Raw genomic sequence first — 15,417 nt, 5'->3', positions numbered from 1 at the left:
GAAGAAGAACCAATGGGCCCTGTTTAGTCGCCTTCGCCGCTCCAGCCAACAACGCCGACACATTGCGCTCCTGACAGGCGCTCTCCATAGACTCACTCGCGACCCAAGCGATGCCCCAGCAAGCGATGGCCTTCTGGCTGATGAAGAGCGAACCGGATGTCTACGGCCTCGCCCATCTGGAGCAGGAAGGCACCACCCTCTGGGATGGAATCCGCAACTACCAGGCCCGAAACTTCATGCGCACCATGGCAGTGGGCGATCGGGCGTTTTTTTACCACTCCAACACCCAACCGCCAGGGATCGTCGGCTTGATGGAGGTGATCGAGACCCAGCTGGTGGACCCCAGCCAGTTCGATGCGGGCTCGAAGTACTTCGATCCGGCTTCCAAACCCGAGGCCCCTCGCTGGGACTGCGTGCGCCTGCGCTACGAGCGCAGCTTCAAACGGCTTGTGAGCCTCGATGAGCTGAGGGAAAACTTCAGTGTCGAGGAGCTGGCTGTGGTGCGTCGGGGCAACCGGCTTTCGATCCTGCCGGTGCCCCAGGCCGCGGCGGAGCGGATCTTCGCGCTGTTGGGGGAGCCCGCCTGAGGCGCTTGGTCAGCCCCCTGGCTCAGCGGCGGAACATGTTGGCCAGGTAGCAACGGGTCACCTCCCGGCTCTGCACCCCGTTCTGCACCAGAAACCCCGCCAGGGCGGCCTGAAACAGCCGGTACTGGTCCCAGTTGGGGTGGGCGTCGATGAACCCGCGCATCGACATCAGCAACGCTTCGGGCACCTCGGCCCGCAGGCTGACCATGGACGCCATCACATCTGCCGCCACCACCTCTGAGGACCCGTCCTCCCCCAGCGAAGGGACCTCCAACCCACCGGCCCAAGGCCCCGTGGCCACGGCTGCGTTCAACTGGTTGGGGGACATCGGGTTCATTCAGCCTCGGCGTACGGGCACCAGTTCCCCACACCGCCGCAGCCGCGTCAAATCGCCACAGGCGGCGACCATCCCTGGCGTCCAAGGCTGAGATCCCTGCACTGGCAGGCACTTTCGGCAACGCCCCGTAAGTCGGCCCCGGGCCTGGAGCGGCCCGCCACGGCTGTCAAGGGGACGACCAAGATCGCGGCCGTTCTCCCCAGGTTGCTGTGGGGGCAGGCGGTCCGGGTCCCGTCACCTGTGGAAAATCGGTGCAAAACCCAGCTCACTTGTGGGAGAACTCCGGGCCTGTCGCTCCGATCAGCAGTGCTGATCGGCAGCCGATTTGGTCGGTTGATCTCACAGAACAGTGCCCATGGGCACCATCAGGGCGCTGCGCCCAGCCCCAGCTCCGGCTGCCGATCGAGGGCCTGGGGCAACTGCTCGAGGGCGCGGGCGAAGGCGGCGCTGGCCCCCAGGCCCCAGCTGACCTCCAGGGCCCGCTGGCCTGATTCGGGCGTGAGCACGATCCGCAGCCGCCAACTGTGGCGATCCCCCGCCAGCACCAGCCACCAGGGGCCGCTCTCCAGCTCCAGTTCGATCGTCTCCTCCGCCATCAGCTGTCCTGTCAGGTCGCTGTGCTGGGCCACCAGGCACCCCAGGGCCTGGCGCAGCCCCGCCGCCTCGGCGCCCGTGAGCTCCACGGCCCAGCCCTCGCCTCCGATCAGCACGGAAAAGGGCTGGCGCCCGGGATCACATCCCAGGCGCCAGCCCTCTCCTTCCCATTGCTGGGGGTCCAAGCCCTCAGCCCGGCAGCAGGTCCGGCTGGTCCTGCTCATCGCTGAGTTCGACGATGGCCCGCTGGACGGGCTTGATCATCGAATCTTCCAACAGACCGTCGAAATCATCGAACCGGCGCTGCTTGGCTCGGAAGGCGATCTTCACGGTGGTGAGGTAACGGTTGCTCGACTGACGGATCAGGCTCTCGGCCCGCTGGGCCAGCTCCTTGGGGCTTACATCGCTGCCGATGAACATGAAGAATCCAGCCAATCCAATAACTCTAGGGGAGGGCCCTGCGGACCCAGAGGCGCCCTGCCACCGATAGAACGGAAGCCCCCGCGCCCCGCCCCTGCCATGGCCCAGGACGGCACCCTGGCGATCGACATGGGCAGCACCACCACCGTGGTGGCCTTCCAGGCCGGGGACGGAACCCCGGGCCGGCTGCTGGAGATCCCCCCCTACAGCTGCAGTGATCCGGCGGTGATCCCCAGCCTGCTCTGGTTCAGCGGGCCCGGGGACCTCCGCCCCCTGATCGGCCGCCAGGTGCTTGAAGCCGGCCCCAGCGCCCAGGACAGCCCCCTGCTGTGGAGGGATTTCAAGCGGCGCATCGGTGCCGCCAGCGAGGACCGGCCTGGAGCGCCAGGGCCCCTGTCAGCGGAGCGGGTCGGGGGGCTGCTGCTGGAGCGAATCTGGAAGCGGCTCCCTGGGGAACTGCAGCCCCGGCGCCTGGTGCTCACCGCCCCGATCGACAGCTACCGCCGCTACCGCCAGTGGTTGCAGCAGGCCACCGCCGACCTGCCGGTGGAGGAGATCGCATTGGTGGACGAACCCACGGCGGCGGCCATCGGCGCCGGGCTGCCCCCCGGCAGCCGCGTGCTGGTGGTTGACCTGGGGGGGGGCACGATCGATCTGTCGCTGGTGGCCCTGGAGGGGGGGGAGGGCAAGGCGGCACCGATCGCGCAGCTGTTGCGCTTCGGAGGCCTGCGCCTCGATGACAGCCGCCAAGCCCTGCGCTGCGCCCGGGTCGTGGGCAAGGCCGGCCTGGCCTTGGGGGGGCGGGACATCGACCGCTGGATCGCTGCCGCGCTGGTGCCGGAGGCCTCCCCCAGCGGCAGCCTGTTGGAGGCGGCCGAACAACTCAAATGCGCCCTCTCGAGCGCCCCCGAGGCCGTGGTGACCTGGCTGCCGGGGGCGGCGGCGGCGCCCAGGGCCCTGAGGCTGGAGCGCCGTGACCTCGAAGCCCTGCTGCGGGAGCGGGGCCTGCTGAGCGCCCTCGATCAGCTGCTGGACGCCGTGCTGGCGGCTGGACGGGCGGAGGGCCTGGATCTCGATCAGATCGACGCGGTGCTGCCCGTGGGCGGCAGCAGCCGCATCCCCCTGATCCGGCAGTGGCTCAGCGAGCGTTGCCCGGCCGTGCCCCTGCGGGACGAGCGCCCGATCGAGGCCGTGGCCCTGGGGGCCCTCGCCCTGACCCCCGGCGTCCAGGTCAAAGACGTGCTGGCCCGGGGGGTCTCCCTGCGCTGCTGGGATCGGCGCAGCTTCGAGCACCGCTGGCATCCCCTCTTCCTGGCCGGCCAGAGCTGGCCCACGGGCCGGCCGCTGGAGATGGTTCTGGCCTGCAGCCGCGATGGGCAGGCGGAACTGGAGCTCGCCCTGGGGGAGCCCCGCAACGATCAACGCGCTGAGGTGGTGTTCATCGACGGTCTGCCCCAGTTGCGCAGCCGGCCAGCGGGGCCCCCCGCCGTGGAGCCCTGGGCCGGCCCCAGCCTGCAGCTGGCGCTGGATCCGCCGGGCCGGCAGGGGGTCGACCGCTTGCGGCTGCGCTTCAGCATCGACGCGGCGGGCCGGTTGGTGCTCGAAAGCGAAGACCTGATCACCGGTGAGCGCTCATCGGCCATGGCCCTCGGCGCGGTGCGCTGACTCAGACGGGTCCGTCCCATCAGCACACCCCTCAGCACGCCCCGACCATGGGACGACGGCCGCTCTGCCCCTTCGCCCTGCTGGCGGGGCCGGCGGATCCCTAGAACTGAGCGTCGCTCCGCACCTGCTTCGCCTTGGCCATCCGCCGGCACAGGCTTCCACGTTTCTGGCTCGCGCTCACCCTCGGGCTGGTGAGCGGAGCGGTGCTGGCGGCCCACTGGTGGGAAACCCAGTTGCCCGATCGCCTCGAGCGGGCGGCCCGCACAGGCAAGCTCGACGATTGCCTGCGCTACAGCGAGCAGCTGGCCGCCCTGCGCTGGCTGGGGGATCGCGCCCCCCAGGAGCAGGGGCAGTGCCGGCGCCTCAAGGCCGAAAGCCTCTGGAAGGCCGAGCGTTGGCGCGAGGCCATGAGGCTGCAGTTGCAGCTCGTGAATTCCGATGCGGGCAGCCCCGAAGACCAGCGCCAGCTGCTGGCCTGGCAAAAGCATCTGCAACGAAGGGCCCTCGATCGCTACCGGCAGGGGGACCTGAGCGGCGCCCTGGCCCTGCTGGCCCCGATGAACGAAGACCACCGCCCCGACGGCAGCGCCCTGGGGGACAACCTCAAGGAGGAATGGGCCCGCAACCGGCTGCAGCTGGAGCGCAGCCGCAAGTTGGTGGGCGCCAAGCGCTGGTGGGAAGCCCTCGATGCCCTCAACCGCATCGACCACCCCTGGTGGAAGCAACGCTCGCTTGAACTGCGTCAGCAGGTGAGCAAGGGCCTGCTGAGCCTCAAAGCCAAGGAAGATGACCACCACAGCCACGAAAGCGGTCTGCCCACCACCGTGCCCATGGAGCAGCTGGATTCTGCCGTGCGCCGCCACATCGCCCAGGGCATGGACGATTTCAAGGCCTTCAAGCTGGCCTGCCGTGAACTCGGGGGCAAAGTGGTGGAATCGGGTCCCGAAAGCGCCTGCCAGCGCTGAAGGGAGCGCTCGTCACTTCAGGGCGGCCCATGACAGGATGGCGCCCGAGCGCGATCAGCCGATGCAACCGGGAGATCAGGTCAAGGTCAGCACCGAGGTGGTGGTGTACACCCACCCCGAACACCGCGGCGAACCATTCGATCTCCAGGGCCAGGTGGGGCAGGTGCACCAGGTGCTGAGCGACTGGAAAGGGCGGCCGATCAGCCCGACGCTGCCCGTGATCGTGGCCTTCGGCAAGTTCCGCGCCCACTTCCGGGACGACGAACTCACCCCCCTGGCCTGAACGTTCAGGGCTTGAGCAGGAACACGCCCTCTTCGCCGTCGATGGCCTCCAGGCACAGGGCAATGCTTTCCTGGCGGCTGGTGGGCACCACACGACCGCAGAAGTCGGGCTGGATCGGCAATTCGCGGTGACCCCGGTCCACCATCACCAGCAGAAACACCCGCTGGGGTCGGCCCCATTCCTGCAGGGCCTCCAGGGCCGCCCTCACCGTGCGCCCTGTGAAGATCACGTCATCGACCAGCACCACCTGGCGCCCATCGAGACCACCCGGCAGGGAGGTGGCCTCCACCAGTCGGGTTCCGATGCGCCCGAGATCGTCGCGATGGAAGGTGGGATCGAGACTGCCCTGGTCGATCGGGTGGCCACAGATCAGCTCAAGCTCCGCCGCCAGCTCCTGGGCCAGGGCCACGCCTCGGGTGGGGATGCCCAGCAACAGCAGCTGCCGGCTGTCGGCCACGCCCTCCAACACCTGGGAGGCCAGCCGTTTGAGCGTGCGCCGCAGATCGGCGGCCGAAAGCAGCTCCAAGCGCTGAAACGGGGTGCCAGAGGCGGGGCTGGTGGCGGGGCTGGAGGAGGACCGTGCCATGGGCCTTCTCGGCGAAACCCCATCGTATGGAACCTGGTGGGCCTGCCGCATCCCGAAAAGCTAACGCTGGGGCTCCTAGGGCCAATCGGCCCTGGAGCAGGCTGTAAATTGGAGCTGAAACGGCATCACGACTGAAAACGTCACAAAGCAGGGGTGCTACCGATTTCTTCCTCCAATCCCAGTCCAAAGCCCCTGGAGCCGCTCTCCCCAGTGATCGCGGGTTCGGCGACCTCCGCCCCTATGGCCCCTGTGGTGCTGGCGATCCTGGATGGCTGGGGCTACAGCCACGAGAGCGCCCACAACGCCATCCGATCGGCGGAAACTCCGGTCATGGATGCCCTCTGGCATGCCTACCCCCACACCCTGATCCAGGCCAGCGGCGCCGATGTGGGCCTCCCTGACGATCAGATGGGCAACTCGGAAGTGGGCCACCTGACCATCGGCTCCGGCCGCATCATCCGCCAGGAGTTGGTGCGGATCAGCCAGGAGGTGAGTTCCGGCAGCATCGACCACAACCACGCCCTCAACGCCCTGGCCGAGCGCCTGCGCGCCAGCGGCCGCACCCTGCACCTGTTGGGTCTCTGCTCCGACGGCGGCGTCCACAGCCATATCGACCACCTGGGCGGCCTGCTGCGCTGGGCGGCTGGGGCCGATCTGCACAAGGTGTGCATCCACGTGATCACCGACGGCCGCGACACCGCCACCTTGAGCGCCCCCCAGTTCATCCAGCGCATCGAAGAGCAGATCGAAGCCAGTGGCGTGGGCGCCATCACCACCCTCTGCGGCCGCTACTGGGCCATGGACCGGGACAACCGCTGGGAGCGCACCGAAAAGGCCTACCGCCTCTACACCGAACCCGGTGAGCTCATGGGTCTTGGGGCCCAGGCGGCCATCGAAGCGTCCTATGCCGCCGGCATCACCGATGAATTCCTCGAGCCGGTGCGGCTCGCCCCAGGGGCCTTCGCCGATGGCGATGGTGTGGTGTGTTTCAACTTCCGCCCCGACCGGGTGCGTCAGTTGATGCGAGCGCTGGTGTTCAGCGACTTCAACCACTTCGTCCGTGAGCGGCACCCAACGCTCGATGTGGTCACCTTCACCCAATACGCCCTCGATCTGCCGGTGGCCGTGGCCTTTCCCCCCGAATCCCTCGATGGGCTGCTGGGTCAGGTGGTCTCCGAACACGGCCTGCGGCAGTTGCGCACGGCGGAGACCGAGAAATACCCCCACGTCACCTACTTCCTCAACGGCGGCATCGAAAAACCATTCCCCGGAGAAGATCGCCATCTGGTGCCCTCCCCACGGGTCGCCACCTACGACCTGGCCCCCGCCATGGCGGCCGAGCAACTCACCGACGACTGCATCAAGGCCATCAACAAGGGGATCTATGCCCTGGTGGTGATCAACTACGCCAACCCCGACATGGTGGGCCATACCGGCCTGATGGCCCCCACCCTCGAGGCGATCGCCACGGTTGATCACTGCGTGGGGCGGTTGATGGAGGCCACCAACCGGGCCGGCGGCACCCTGCTGATCACCGCTGACCACGGCAATGCCGAAGTGATGGAGACCCCCGATGGCCGCCCCTGGACAGCCCACACCACCAACCCGGTGCCGGTGATCCTGGTGGAGGGCGAAAAGCGCAAGCTGCCCGGCCACGGCAACGATCTTCGCCTGCGCGAGGGAGCTGGGCTGGCGGACATCGCCCCCACCCTGCTGGAGATCCTGGGCCTGCCCCAGCCCGCCAACATGACCGGTCATTCCCTGATCGAACCGCTGGGGGCCATCCATCGGAGCGAGCTCCTCGCCCAGACCCTGCCGGTCTGACCCCTAGGCTGATTCGATGCTTAAAACCGTCATCACCTGGATCTGGTCCGCCAGTGGTGTGCTGCTGATCATCAGCGTGTTGCTGCACAGCCCCAAGGGCGATGGCATGGGTGGTCTGGCCAGCAGTGGTGGCTCCATGTTCAGCAGCGCCCGCAGCGCTGAAACCACCCTCAACCGCATCACCTGGTCGCTGCTGGCCACCTTCCTTGGTCTGGCGGTCGCGATCAGCGCCGGCTGGTTCCGTTGAAGGGCGGCGTTCGGATGCCAAGGCGCCACCTGCTGGCCAGCTTCGCCGCCTTGCTCTCTCCTCTCCTGGGGGCTCGCAAAGCTGATGCGGCAACGACAGCGGGGGAAGCCGCCTGGCAACTGAGCGAGGCCGAGTGGCGGCGCCGGCTCAGCCCAGCCGCCTTCGAGGTGCTGCGCCGTGAGGGCACCGAACGGCCCTTCAGCAGCCCCCTGAACCAGGAGAAGCGCGCAGGCACGTTCAGCTGCGCCGGCTGCCAGCTGCCCCTGTTCAGCTCAAAGGCCAAATTCGACAGCGGCACCGGCTGGCCCAGCTTCTGGCAACCGCTGCCCACCGCCATCGCCACGCGCACCGACTTCAAACTCCTCTTCCCCCGCACCGAATACCACTGCCGGCGCTGTGGCGGCCATCAGGGCCACGTCTTCGCGGACGGCCCACGGCCCACCGGCAAGCGCTACTGCAACAACGGGGTGGCCCTCACGTTCAAAGCCGATTAAGGCTGCGTCGCAGGACCCTGGACCGCCAACTCAGCCACGGGACAGGCCCGTGGGCAGCTCTGGCAACCATGAAAAAAGGGCGGAAGGTTTCCCCTCCGCCCCTGGTGAAGGCAGCGGGAGCGAGCCCCCGCCCCAGAGGACGATCAGTAGTCGAAGTCGCCGCCCATGCCGCCGCCGCCGGCGGGAGCCGCTTCCTTCTTCTCGGGCATGTCAGCCACGATGCACTCGGTGGTGAGCACCATGCCGGCGATCGAGGCGGCATTCTGCAGACCGGAGCGGGTCACCTTGGCGGGGTCCACGATGCCGGCAGCCAGCATGTCGACGTACTCGCCGGTGGCGGCGTTGTAGCCCTCGTTGAAGGGCATGCCCTTCACATGCTCAGCCACGACGGCGCCGTTGACGCCGGCGTTCTGGGCGATCCGCATCAGCGGAGCGGTGAGAGCGGAAGCCACGATGGTGGCGCCGATCAGCTCCTCGCCGGTGAGGTTGGCAGCCGCCCACTCTTCCAGAGCCGGGGCCAGGTGGGCCAGGGTGGTGCCACCGCCAGGAACGATGCCTTCTTCAACGGCCGCCTTGGTGGCGTTGATGGCATCTTCCAGACGCAGCTTCTTGTCCTTCATCTCGGTTTCGGTGGCGGCGCCCACCTTGACCACGGCCACACCGCCGCTCAGCTTGGCCAGACGCTCCTGCAGCTTCTCCTTGTCGTAGGAGGAGTCGGTTTCGTCCATCTGCTTGCGGATCTGCTCGCAGCGGGCCTTCACCGCCGCCTCGTTGCCTTCGGCGACGATCGTGGTGGTGTCCTTGTTGATGGTGATGCGGCGGGCGGTGCCCAGCATCTCCAGCTTGGTGTTCTCGAGCTTGAGGCCGGCGTCCTCGGTGATCAGCTGACCGTTGGTGAGAACGGCGATGTCCTCGAGCATGGCCTTGCGGCGGTCACCGAAGCCAGGAGCCTTGACGGCGGCCACGTTGAGCACGCCACGCAGACGGTTCACCACCAGGGTGGCGAGGGCTTCCTTCTCGATGTCCTCGGCGATGATCAGCAGGGGCTTGCCGGTGCGGGCGATCTGCTCGAGCACGGGCACCAGATCCTGCACCAGGCCGATCTTCTTGTCGGTGAGCAGGATGTAGGGCTCATCGAGCACCGCTTCCATGCGCTCGGTGTCGGTGGCGAAATAGGGCGAGATGTAGCCCTTGTCGAAGCGCATGCCTTCGGTGACCTCCAGCTCGGTGGTCATCGACTTCCCTTCCTCCAGGGAGATCACGCCTTCCTTGCCGACTTTGTCCATGGCGTCGGCAATCATCCGGCCCACTTCTTCGTCGTTACCGGCGGAGATGGTGCCCACCTGGGCAATGGCGTTGGAATCGGAGATCGGCTTGGCGTGCTCCTCGATCTTCTTGACGAGGAAATCGGCGGCCTTGTCGATGCCCTTCTTGAGGGTGATGGCGTTGGCGCCGGCGGCCACGTTGCGCAGACCGGCCTTGACCATGGCATGGGCCAGGACGGTGGCGGTGGTGGTGCCATCACCGGCGGCGTCGTTGGTCTTGGAGGCGGCCTGACGGATCAGGGCCACGCCGGTGTTCTCGATGTGATCTTCGAGTTCGATCTCCTTGGCGATCGTGACGCCGTCATTGATGATCTGGGGGGCGCCGAATTTCTTCTCGAGCACCACGTTGCGGCCCTTGGGACCGAGGGTGACGGCGACGGCTTCGGCCAGGATGTCGATGCCGCGTTCGAGGGCCCGGCGGGCTTGCTCGTTATAGATAATGCGTTTGGCCATGGAAGGCGATGTCCTTTCGGTGAACAGGTTGATTGAGTGATCGGCTCAGGCTGGCCTGGGGGCGGCGATGGGCCGCAGCCAAAGGTTCAGCCGAGCGTTCGGAGGATCAGTGAACTGATCAGTTGACGATCGCGAGGATGTCCTTCTCGGACAGGAGCACGAACTCGTCGGTACCGAGCTTGATGTCGGTGCCGGCGTACTTGCTGTACAGCACCTTGTCGCCGATGCTCACTTCAGGAGCCTGGCGACTGCCGTCTTCGTTGCGCTTGCCGGGGCCCACCTGGACCACTTCACCCACTTGGGGCTTTTCCTTGGCGGTGTCAGGCAGAAGGATACCGCCGGCGGTCTTTTCCTCCGACTCGGACACCTTGATGAAAATGCGATCTCCGAGCGGTTTGACCGTGGAGACGCTGAGAGAAACAGCAGCCATAGATAGGTTCGAGAGCAACAGATGTGGCGCGAAGTGCGCCACGGGGCGACCGAGTTAGCACTCGGCCAGCTCGAGTGCCAACCTAGGTTACTGGCCTCGATCTCAGCAAGGACGCCGGCGTGCGGGTGACCGAACCATGGAGAAGCAGGCGCCCAGAAGGATCAGCCGGTTGGGGGAGGCCCAAGTGGTAAGGTGACGCCGCTCCAGTTGGGTGTGCTCCCCGCTGCGCGCCTCCTCAGAAAACTTCCATCACCCATGGCTGCTGCTGCCCCCGCCAAGAAAGGCGCCACCACCGGATCCAAAGGAATCGTCCGTCAGGTGATCGGCCCGGTTCTTGATGTGGAATTCCCCGCCGGCAAGCTGCCCAGAATTTTCAACGCCCTGCGGATCGAGGCCAAGAATTCCGCCGGTCAGCAGGTCGCTCTCACCGCTGAAGTCCAGCAGCTCCTCGGTGACCATCGGGTGCGCGCCGTGGCGATGAGCACCACCGATGGCCTGGTGCGAGGCATGGAAGCCCTCGACACCGGTGCTCCGATCTCCGTGCCCGTGGGTGAGGCCACCCTGGGCCGCATCTTCAACGTGCTTGGCGAACCCGTCGATGAGCGCGGTCCGGTGGCCACCACCCTCACGGCCTCAATCCACCGCGACGCGCCCAAGCTCACCGAACTGGAAACCAAGCCCCAGGTGTTCGAAACGGGCATCAAGGTGATCGACCTGCTCGCCCCCTACCGCCAGGGCGGCAAGGTCGGCCTGTTCGGTGGCGCCGGTGTGGGCAAGACCGTGCTGATCCAGGAGCTGATCAACAACATCGCCAAGGAGCACGGCGGTGTCTCCGTCTTCGCCGGCGTGGGCGAGCGCACCCGTGAGGGCAACGACCTCTACGAGGAATTCAAGGAATCCGGAGTGATCAACCCCGATGACCTCTCCAAATCAAAGGTGGCTCTCTGCTACGGGCAGATGAACGAGCCCCCCGGTGCCCGCATGCGCGTGGGTCTCTCGGCGCTCACCATGGCCGAGCACTTCCGTGATGTGAACAAGCAGGACGTGCTGCTCTTCGTCGACAACATCTTCCGCTTCGTGCAGGCCGGCTCCGAAGTGTCCGCCCTGCTGGGGCGCATGCCGTCCGCCGTGGGCTACCAGCCCACCCTTGGCACCGACGTCGGCATGCTCCAGGAGCGGATCACCTCCACCCTCGAAGGCTCGATCACTTCCATCCAGGCGGTCTACGTTCCCGCCGACGACCTCACCGACCCGGCGCCCGCCACCACCTTCGCCCACCTAGACGCCACCACCGTGCTCAGCCGCGGCCTGGCCTCCAAAGGCATCTACCCGGCGGTGGATCCCCTGGACTCCACCAGCACCATGCTCCAGCCGGCGATCGTGGGCGATGAGCACTACCGCACCGCCCGCACCGTGCAGTCCACCCTGCAGCGCTACAAGGAACTGCAGGACATCATCGCGATCCTGGGTCTGGACGAGCTCTCCGAAGATGACCGCCGCACGGTGGATCGGGCCCGTAAGATCGAGAAGTTTCTCTCCCAGCCCTTCTTCGTGGCGGAGATCTTCACCGGCCAGTCCGGTGAATACGTGAAGCTCGAAGACACCATCAAGGGCTTCAACTTGATCCTCGCTGGCGAACTCGACGATCTCCCCGAAGCGGCCTTCTATCTGGTGGGCAACATCGACCAGGTGCGTGCCAAGGCGGCCAAGATCCTCGCTGAAGCGAAGGCCTGATCCATGGCACTGACTCTTCGCGTCCTGGCCCCGGACAAAAGCCTCTTCGACGGCAGCGCCGATGAGGTGATCCTGCCCAGCACGACAGGCCAACTGGGGATCCTCCCTGGGCACATCTCTCTGCTCACCGCCCTGGATGTGGGTGTGTTGCGGCTGCGGGAATCTGGCGGCTGGAAGGCGATCGCCCTGCTCGGCGGCTTCGCCGAAGTGGAGTCCGACCAGGTCACGGTGCTCGTCAACGGCGCCGAACTCGGTGCCGCCATCGACCCCGCCGCCGCCCAACAGGAACTCGAAAAGGCGGAGCAGGCCGCCAGCGGCTTTGAGGGTCAACCCTCCAGCACCAAGAAGTTGAAGGCACTACAGGAGCTGTCCCGCGCCCGGGCCCGGTTGCAAGCCACCCGCGCCTCGATCCTCTGATTCGAGCCAGTTCGCCCCTGGCGGAAAGCCCCTCAGACCCTCTCTCCCCATGACCTGATGGTCCAGGGGAATGGCTGCGAAGTCAGGTCCGATAGTTGAGCATCATCCTCTGTGTGCCGCAAAGCGCGCCATCGGGTAAAGGTGGGTGGCTGACGCTGACGAACGGAGGGGATGCGCGCGCATCCAATCTCCCTGCCTCGTTGGATCACACACGATCAACGGCGCTGAATGAACCGTGCGGCGTGAACAAACCCGTCTCACCTGCCAGAACTAAGGGATCCACCCATGAAAAAGCGCCCCAGAAGAGGCGCCACCCGAAGCCTGGGGAGGCAACGATGCCGGACTCAGGCGGTCCCGCAGAAGGTCACATCGGGGAACTTGAGCTTGGCCTCATCGAGAGACTTGCCCTTGCCTTCCTCCTGCCAGTAGTTGATCACTTCGGTGGCCTTGTTGAGGATTTCCACCCGCTCGTTGTCGGTGATCCAGCTTTTACCCTCAACCTCGCCCTTGAGGGTTTCCCAGGCATCTTCCCGGGGCCAGAAGAAGTAGGCCGTCAGGGGGCTGGGGCCGCCGCCGACGATCTGATCCACCGCCAGGGCGACGTTGTCGGGGAGCCAGAGAATCTTGAGCAGGAAGCGGCCCTCATCGGGCTTGGGGGTGCGCCCGGAGGGGACGCCGTTTTCATCGAGAGTGGCCGTGGCCAGGGCGGCGCTCGCACCCCGCAGCACCGGACGGCCCTGGGTGGTGTCGTCGTCGGGGAGGCCAGCCTCGGGAATGGCCGCGCTCACTGCGACGCTCTCAGGGCCCGTCATGGTTTCTGCGCTCAAGACTTGGGATCAAACAACTAACCTACCAGCCGCAGGAGCAGCATTTCTGAGCCCCCGAGCCATCCTGCTGTTCGACATCGATGGCGTCATCCGGGACGTGAGCGGCAGCTACCGCCGGGCCCTGGTGGAAACGGTGTACCACTTCGGCGGCTGGCGGCCGAGCGCCAGCAACATCGATGCCCTCAAGGGCGAAGGTCGCTGGAACAACGACTGGGAGGCCAGCCTGGAACTCCTGCGCCGGGGGGAGCTGGCGGACCTGCCGGCCTTCGAGGCCCTGGTGGAGGTGTTCAGCGGCTTCTACTTCGGCGGCGACCCGGAGGGCGATCCCTCCCTCTGGCGGGGGTTCATCCGCAGCGAGCCACTGCTGGTGGAGCCAGGCTTCTTCGCGGCACTCACTGACGCCGAGGTCGCCTGGGGATTCGTGAGCGGCGCTGAGCCACCCTCGGCCCGCTATGTGCTCGAAGCTCGTCTGGGGCTCAGCGATCCGCCCCTGATCGCGATGGGCGATGCCCCCGACAAGCCCGATCCCACAGGGCTGCTGCGGCTGGCGGAGCGGCTGGCGGGCCGGCCCCTGGGCCCTGGATCCCCCCCGATCGCCTACCTGGGCGACACCGTCGCCGATGTGCTCACGGTGGAACAGGCCCGCCTGAGCCAACCGGGTCAGGCCCTGCTCAGTCTGGCGGTGGCGCCCCCGCACCTCCATGGCGATGCCCCCGCCCGACACCGCTACGAGGAGGCCCTGCGTGCCGCTGGTGCCGACCGGTTGCTCGGCCGCACCTCAGATCTGAGCTCTGATCAGCTGCTCGCCTGGCTGGAGCCCTGAAGCTTCCGCCTCCACACTCGTCCAACCCGTCAGCGCTCCATCGCCGCCACGGCCTTGAGGGCCGCCGCTGTGAGCACCTCGTGGCCCTGGGCCGTGACCGCCACGTCATCTTCGATGCGGATGCCGATGCCCTTCCAGCGTTCAGCGATCGCCGGTTGTCCCTCGGGCACCGGCAGCCGATCGCTGATGTAGATCCCCGGCTCCACCGTCAGCACCATGCCCTGCTCGAGCGGCACGGGATGCTCCCCGAGCCGATAGGCGCCCACGTCGTGCACATCGAGCCCGAGCCAGTGGCCGGTGCGGTGCATGTAGAGGTGCCGGTACGCCCCCTGCTCGATCACCCCGTCCACCGAGCCGCTCAGAAGCCCCAGCTCCAGCAGTCCCTCCACCAGCACCCGCACGGCGGTGTCATGCACCTGCTCGGCATCCGCCCCCGGCGCCACGCGCTCGATCGCGGCCAGCTGGGCCGCCAGCACCAGCTCGTAGAGGTTCCGCTGCTCGGGGCTGAAACGACCGTCGATCGGGAAGCTGCGGGTGATGTCGCCGTTGTAATAGTCGTTCAGACTGCAGCCGGCATCGATCAGCAGCAGGTCGCCGGCCGCCAGGGTGGAACTGTTGCTGGTGTAGTGGAGCACGCAGGCGTTGTCGCCCCCGGCCACGATCGAGCCGTAGGCGGGCCCCCGCGCCCCCTGCTCAAGAAAATGCTGCTCGATCACCGCCTGCACCTGGCGCTCGCCCAGCCCAGGGCGGGTGACCAGGCGCGCCAACTCATGGGCCTCAGCGGAAATCCGCGCCGCCTCCCGCAACCGCTCCAGCTCCGCCGGGCTCTTGCGCAGCCGCAGCCCGTGCAGGATCGGGCAGGGGGCCACCAGGCCCAGGGCCGCCTGGCCGCTGCGGGGGGCTCGATCGAGCTGCTGGCCCCAGGCCTTGAGCACCAGCGGCTCCAGCTCCGGATGCCGGCCCACCCGAAAGGCGATGCCGCCGGCCCCCATCAGGTAGGGGCCGAGACGATCCGGCAACTCAGCCAGGGGATGGGCGAGGTCGGCGCCGAAGCGCTCCACCGCCCCCTCGCAGCCCCAGCGGAATCCGTTCCAGACCTCCGCCGTCGGCTCCTTGGGCTGCACGAACAGCACGAACGGGTTCTCGGCGCGATGGGGCAGGAACAGGGCCACCGCCCCGGGTTCATCGAAGCCGGTGAGGTACCAGAAATCACTGTTCTGGCGGAAGGCATGCTCCACATCGGCGTGGTGGGTGACCAGCGGCGAAGCCGGGATCACGGCCGCCACCTCGCCCAACTGCTCAAGAAAACGGGAGCGGCGCTGCTGGAACTCGGCTGAGTCGGTCACCATGGGGGCAGGGAGGTACAGCGGGAAGATGGCATAGCCGATTAAATGAGAGTGTCAGAT

Annotated in this window: 18 protein-coding genes and 1 pseudogene; 10 read left to right on the top strand and 9 right to left on the bottom strand. The window is 67.1% G+C overall.

Annotated features, from left to right (window positions below):
• The first annotated feature begins 125 nt into the window (after window positions 1–125).
• Window positions 126–587: an EVE domain-containing protein gene (locus KBZ13_RS10455; protein WP_255008909.1), complete on the top strand. Its 462-nt coding sequence runs from the start codon at window positions 126–128 to the stop codon at window positions 585–587.
• 22 nt (window positions 588–609) lie between these two features.
• Here the strand turns inward: KBZ13_RS10455 and KBZ13_RS15820 are convergent, their stop codons facing one another.
• The 4 genes and pseudogenes from KBZ13_RS15820 to KBZ13_RS10440 form a co-directional block, all read right to left on the bottom strand.
• Window positions 610–915 (bottom strand): DUF2811 domain-containing protein, encoded by a 306-nt coding sequence (locus tag KBZ13_RS15820; protein WP_409995643.1) that lies wholly within the window; start codon window positions 913–915, stop codon window positions 610–612.
• A gap of 40 nt (window positions 916–955) precedes the next feature.
• Window positions 956–1,036 (bottom strand): annotated as a pseudogene (locus tag KBZ13_RS15815) (hypothetical protein); the annotation flags it as partial.
• A 253-nt stretch (window positions 1,037–1,289) separates the two neighbouring features.
• Window positions 1,290–1,703: a DUF1818 family protein gene (locus KBZ13_RS10445; RefSeq protein ID WP_255008907.1), complete on the bottom strand. Its 414-nt coding sequence runs from the start codon at window positions 1,701–1,703 to the stop codon at window positions 1,290–1,292.
• A 4-nt stretch (window positions 1,704–1,707) separates the two neighbouring features.
• Complete coding sequence (locus KBZ13_RS10440) at window positions 1,708–1,938, bottom strand: DNA-directed RNA polymerase subunit omega (protein WP_255008897.1); 231 nt, start codon at window positions 1,936–1,938, stop codon at window positions 1,708–1,710.
• Window positions 1,939–2,037: 99 nt separating this feature from the next.
• Between KBZ13_RS10440 and KBZ13_RS10435 the strand changes: the two genes are divergently transcribed.
• The 3 genes from KBZ13_RS10435 (at window position 2,038) to KBZ13_RS10425 (ending at window position 4,851) form a co-directional block, all read left to right on the top strand.
• Entirely contained in the window at window positions 2,038–3,603 is a 1,566-nt protein-coding gene (locus KBZ13_RS10435) for an Hsp70 family protein (RefSeq protein ID WP_255008895.1), read from the top strand.
• Between the two features lie 134 nt (window positions 3,604–3,737).
• Window positions 3,738–4,568, top strand: coding sequence for a hypothetical protein (locus KBZ13_RS10430; RefSeq protein ID WP_255008893.1), 831 nt, complete (start codon window positions 3,738–3,740; stop codon window positions 4,566–4,568).
• A gap of 61 nt (window positions 4,569–4,629) precedes the next feature.
• Entirely contained in the window at window positions 4,630–4,851 is a 222-nt protein-coding gene (locus tag KBZ13_RS10425) for a ferredoxin-thioredoxin reductase variable chain (RefSeq protein ID WP_255008891.1), read from the top strand.
• A 4-nt stretch (window positions 4,852–4,855) separates the two neighbouring features.
• On the opposite strand, the gene pyrR is transcribed toward KBZ13_RS10425, so the two are convergent.
• The gene (pyrR, locus tag KBZ13_RS10420; protein ID WP_255008889.1) at window positions 4,856–5,437 is read right to left on the bottom strand and encodes a bifunctional pyr operon transcriptional regulator/uracil phosphoribosyltransferase PyrR; all 582 of its coding nucleotides are present in this window, start codon (window positions 5,435–5,437) and stop codon (window positions 4,856–4,858) included.
• 240 nt (window positions 5,438–5,677) lie between these two features.
• Here pyrR and gpmI point away from each other — a divergent pair, with 240 nt between their 5' ends.
• The 3 genes from gpmI to msrB are packed head-to-tail and all read left to right on the top strand — an operon-like array spanning window position 5,678 to window position 8,002.
• A complete protein-coding gene (gene gpmI / locus KBZ13_RS10415; protein ID WP_255008888.1) occupies window positions 5,678–7,261 on the top strand; it encodes a 2,3-bisphosphoglycerate-independent phosphoglycerate mutase in 1,584 nt (527 codons plus the stop codon).
• Window positions 7,262–7,277: 16 nt separating this feature from the next.
• Window positions 7,278–7,508 carry a preprotein translocase subunit SecG gene (gene secG, locus KBZ13_RS10410; RefSeq protein ID WP_255008886.1) on the top strand — a complete coding sequence of 77 codons (231 nt, stop codon included), beginning with the start codon at window positions 7,278–7,280 and terminating at the stop codon, window positions 7,506–7,508.
• Between the two features lie 14 nt (window positions 7,509–7,522).
• A complete protein-coding gene (gene msrB, locus KBZ13_RS10405; RefSeq protein WP_255008883.1) occupies window positions 7,523–8,002 on the top strand; it encodes a peptide-methionine (R)-S-oxide reductase MsrB in 480 nt (159 codons plus the stop codon).
• A 143-nt stretch (window positions 8,003–8,145) separates the two neighbouring features.
• On the opposite strand, the gene groL is transcribed toward msrB, so the two are convergent.
• Window positions 8,146–9,780: a chaperonin GroEL gene (groL, locus tag KBZ13_RS10400; RefSeq protein ID WP_255008882.1), complete on the bottom strand. Its 1,635-nt coding sequence runs from the start codon at window positions 9,778–9,780 to the stop codon at window positions 8,146–8,148.
• A 118-nt stretch (window positions 9,781–9,898) separates the two neighbouring features.
• Window positions 9,899–10,210, bottom strand: coding sequence for a co-chaperone GroES (groES, locus tag KBZ13_RS10395; protein ID WP_255009109.1), 312 nt, complete (start codon window positions 10,208–10,210; stop codon window positions 9,899–9,901).
• Window positions 10,211–10,465: 255 nt separating this feature from the next.
• On the opposite strand from groES, the gene atpD reads away from it, so the two are divergent.
• Window positions 10,466–11,944, top strand: a complete 1,479-nt coding sequence (gene atpD / locus KBZ13_RS10390; protein WP_255008880.1) for a F0F1 ATP synthase subunit beta — start codon at window positions 10,466–10,468, stop codon at window positions 11,942–11,944.
• 3 nt (window positions 11,945–11,947) lie between these two features.
• Window positions 11,948–12,361, top strand: a complete 414-nt coding sequence (gene atpC / locus KBZ13_RS10385) for an ATP synthase F1 subunit epsilon (protein ID WP_255008878.1) — start codon at window positions 11,948–11,950, stop codon at window positions 12,359–12,361.
• 344 nt (window positions 12,362–12,705) lie between these two features.
• On the opposite strand, the gene KBZ13_RS10380 is transcribed toward atpC, so the two are convergent.
• A complete protein-coding gene (locus KBZ13_RS10380) occupies window positions 12,706–13,188 on the bottom strand; it encodes a 30S ribosomal protein PSRP-3 (RefSeq protein ID WP_255008876.1) in 483 nt (160 codons plus the stop codon).
• Here KBZ13_RS10380 and KBZ13_RS10375 point away from each other — a divergent pair.
• The gene (locus tag KBZ13_RS10375) at window positions 13,172–14,011 is read left to right on the top strand and encodes a TIGR01548 family HAD-type hydrolase (RefSeq protein WP_255008874.1); all 840 of its coding nucleotides are present in this window, start codon (window positions 13,172–13,174) and stop codon (window positions 14,009–14,011) included. The two genes, KBZ13_RS10380 and KBZ13_RS10375, sit on opposite strands and share 17 nt — an antisense overlap.
• Before the next feature lie 29 nt (window positions 14,012–14,040).
• On the opposite strand, the gene KBZ13_RS10370 is transcribed toward KBZ13_RS10375, so the two are convergent.
• Window positions 14,041–15,360: an aminopeptidase P N-terminal domain-containing protein gene (locus tag KBZ13_RS10370; RefSeq protein WP_255008872.1), complete on the bottom strand. Its 1,320-nt coding sequence runs from the start codon at window positions 15,358–15,360 to the stop codon at window positions 14,041–14,043.
• Window positions 15,361–15,417: the final 57 nt, after the last annotated feature.

The organism is Cyanobium sp. ATX 6F1 (assembly GCF_024346315.1).
Classification (GTDB): domain Bacteria; phylum Cyanobacteriota; class Cyanobacteriia; order PCC-6307; family Cyanobiaceae; genus ATX-6F1.
This window is presented reverse-complemented; position numbering and strand designations above follow the sequence as displayed.

Coding starts and splice junctions, on each gene's coding strand:
- KBZ13_RS10370 (WP_255008872.1), bottom strand. CDS start 15,360: ATGGTGACCGACTCAGCCGAGTTCCAGCAGCGCCGCTCCCGTTTTCTT.
- KBZ13_RS10435 (WP_255008895.1), top strand. CDS start 2,038: ATGGCCCAGGACGGCACCCTGGCGATCGACATGGGCAGCACCACCACC.
- groL (WP_255008882.1), bottom strand. CDS start 9,780: ATGGCCAAACGCATTATCTATAACGAGCAAGCCCGCCGGGCCCTCGAA.
- KBZ13_RS10440 (WP_255008897.1), bottom strand. CDS start 1,938: ATGTTCATCGGCAGCGATGTAAGCCCCAAGGAGCTGGCCCAGCGGGCC.
- groES (WP_255009109.1), bottom strand. CDS start 10,210: ATGGCTGCTGTTTCTCTCAGCGTCTCCACGGTCAAACCGCTCGGAGAT.
- msrB (WP_255008883.1), top strand. CDS start 7,523: ATGCCAAGGCGCCACCTGCTGGCCAGCTTCGCCGCCTTGCTCTCTCCT.
- KBZ13_RS15820 (WP_409995643.1), bottom strand. CDS start 915: ATGTCCCCCAACCAGTTGAACGCAGCCGTGGCCACGGGGCCTTGGGCC.
- KBZ13_RS10455 (WP_255008909.1), top strand. CDS start 126: ATGGCCTTCTGGCTGATGAAGAGCGAACCGGATGTCTACGGCCTCGCC.
- atpD (WP_255008880.1), top strand. CDS start 10,466: ATGGCTGCTGCTGCCCCCGCCAAGAAAGGCGCCACCACCGGATCCAAA.
- KBZ13_RS10375 (WP_255008874.1), top strand. CDS start 13,172: ATGGTTTCTGCGCTCAAGACTTGGGATCAAACAACTAACCTACCAGCC.
- secG (WP_255008886.1), top strand. CDS start 7,278: ATGCTTAAAACCGTCATCACCTGGATCTGGTCCGCCAGTGGTGTGCTG.
- KBZ13_RS10425 (WP_255008891.1), top strand. CDS start 4,630: ATGCAACCGGGAGATCAGGTCAAGGTCAGCACCGAGGTGGTGGTGTAC.
- pyrR (WP_255008889.1), bottom strand. CDS start 5,437: ATGGCACGGTCCTCCTCCAGCCCCGCCACCAGCCCCGCCTCTGGCACC.
- atpC (WP_255008878.1), top strand. CDS start 11,948: ATGGCACTGACTCTTCGCGTCCTGGCCCCGGACAAAAGCCTCTTCGAC.
- gpmI (WP_255008888.1), top strand. CDS start 5,678: ATGGCCCCTGTGGTGCTGGCGATCCTGGATGGCTGGGGCTACAGCCAC.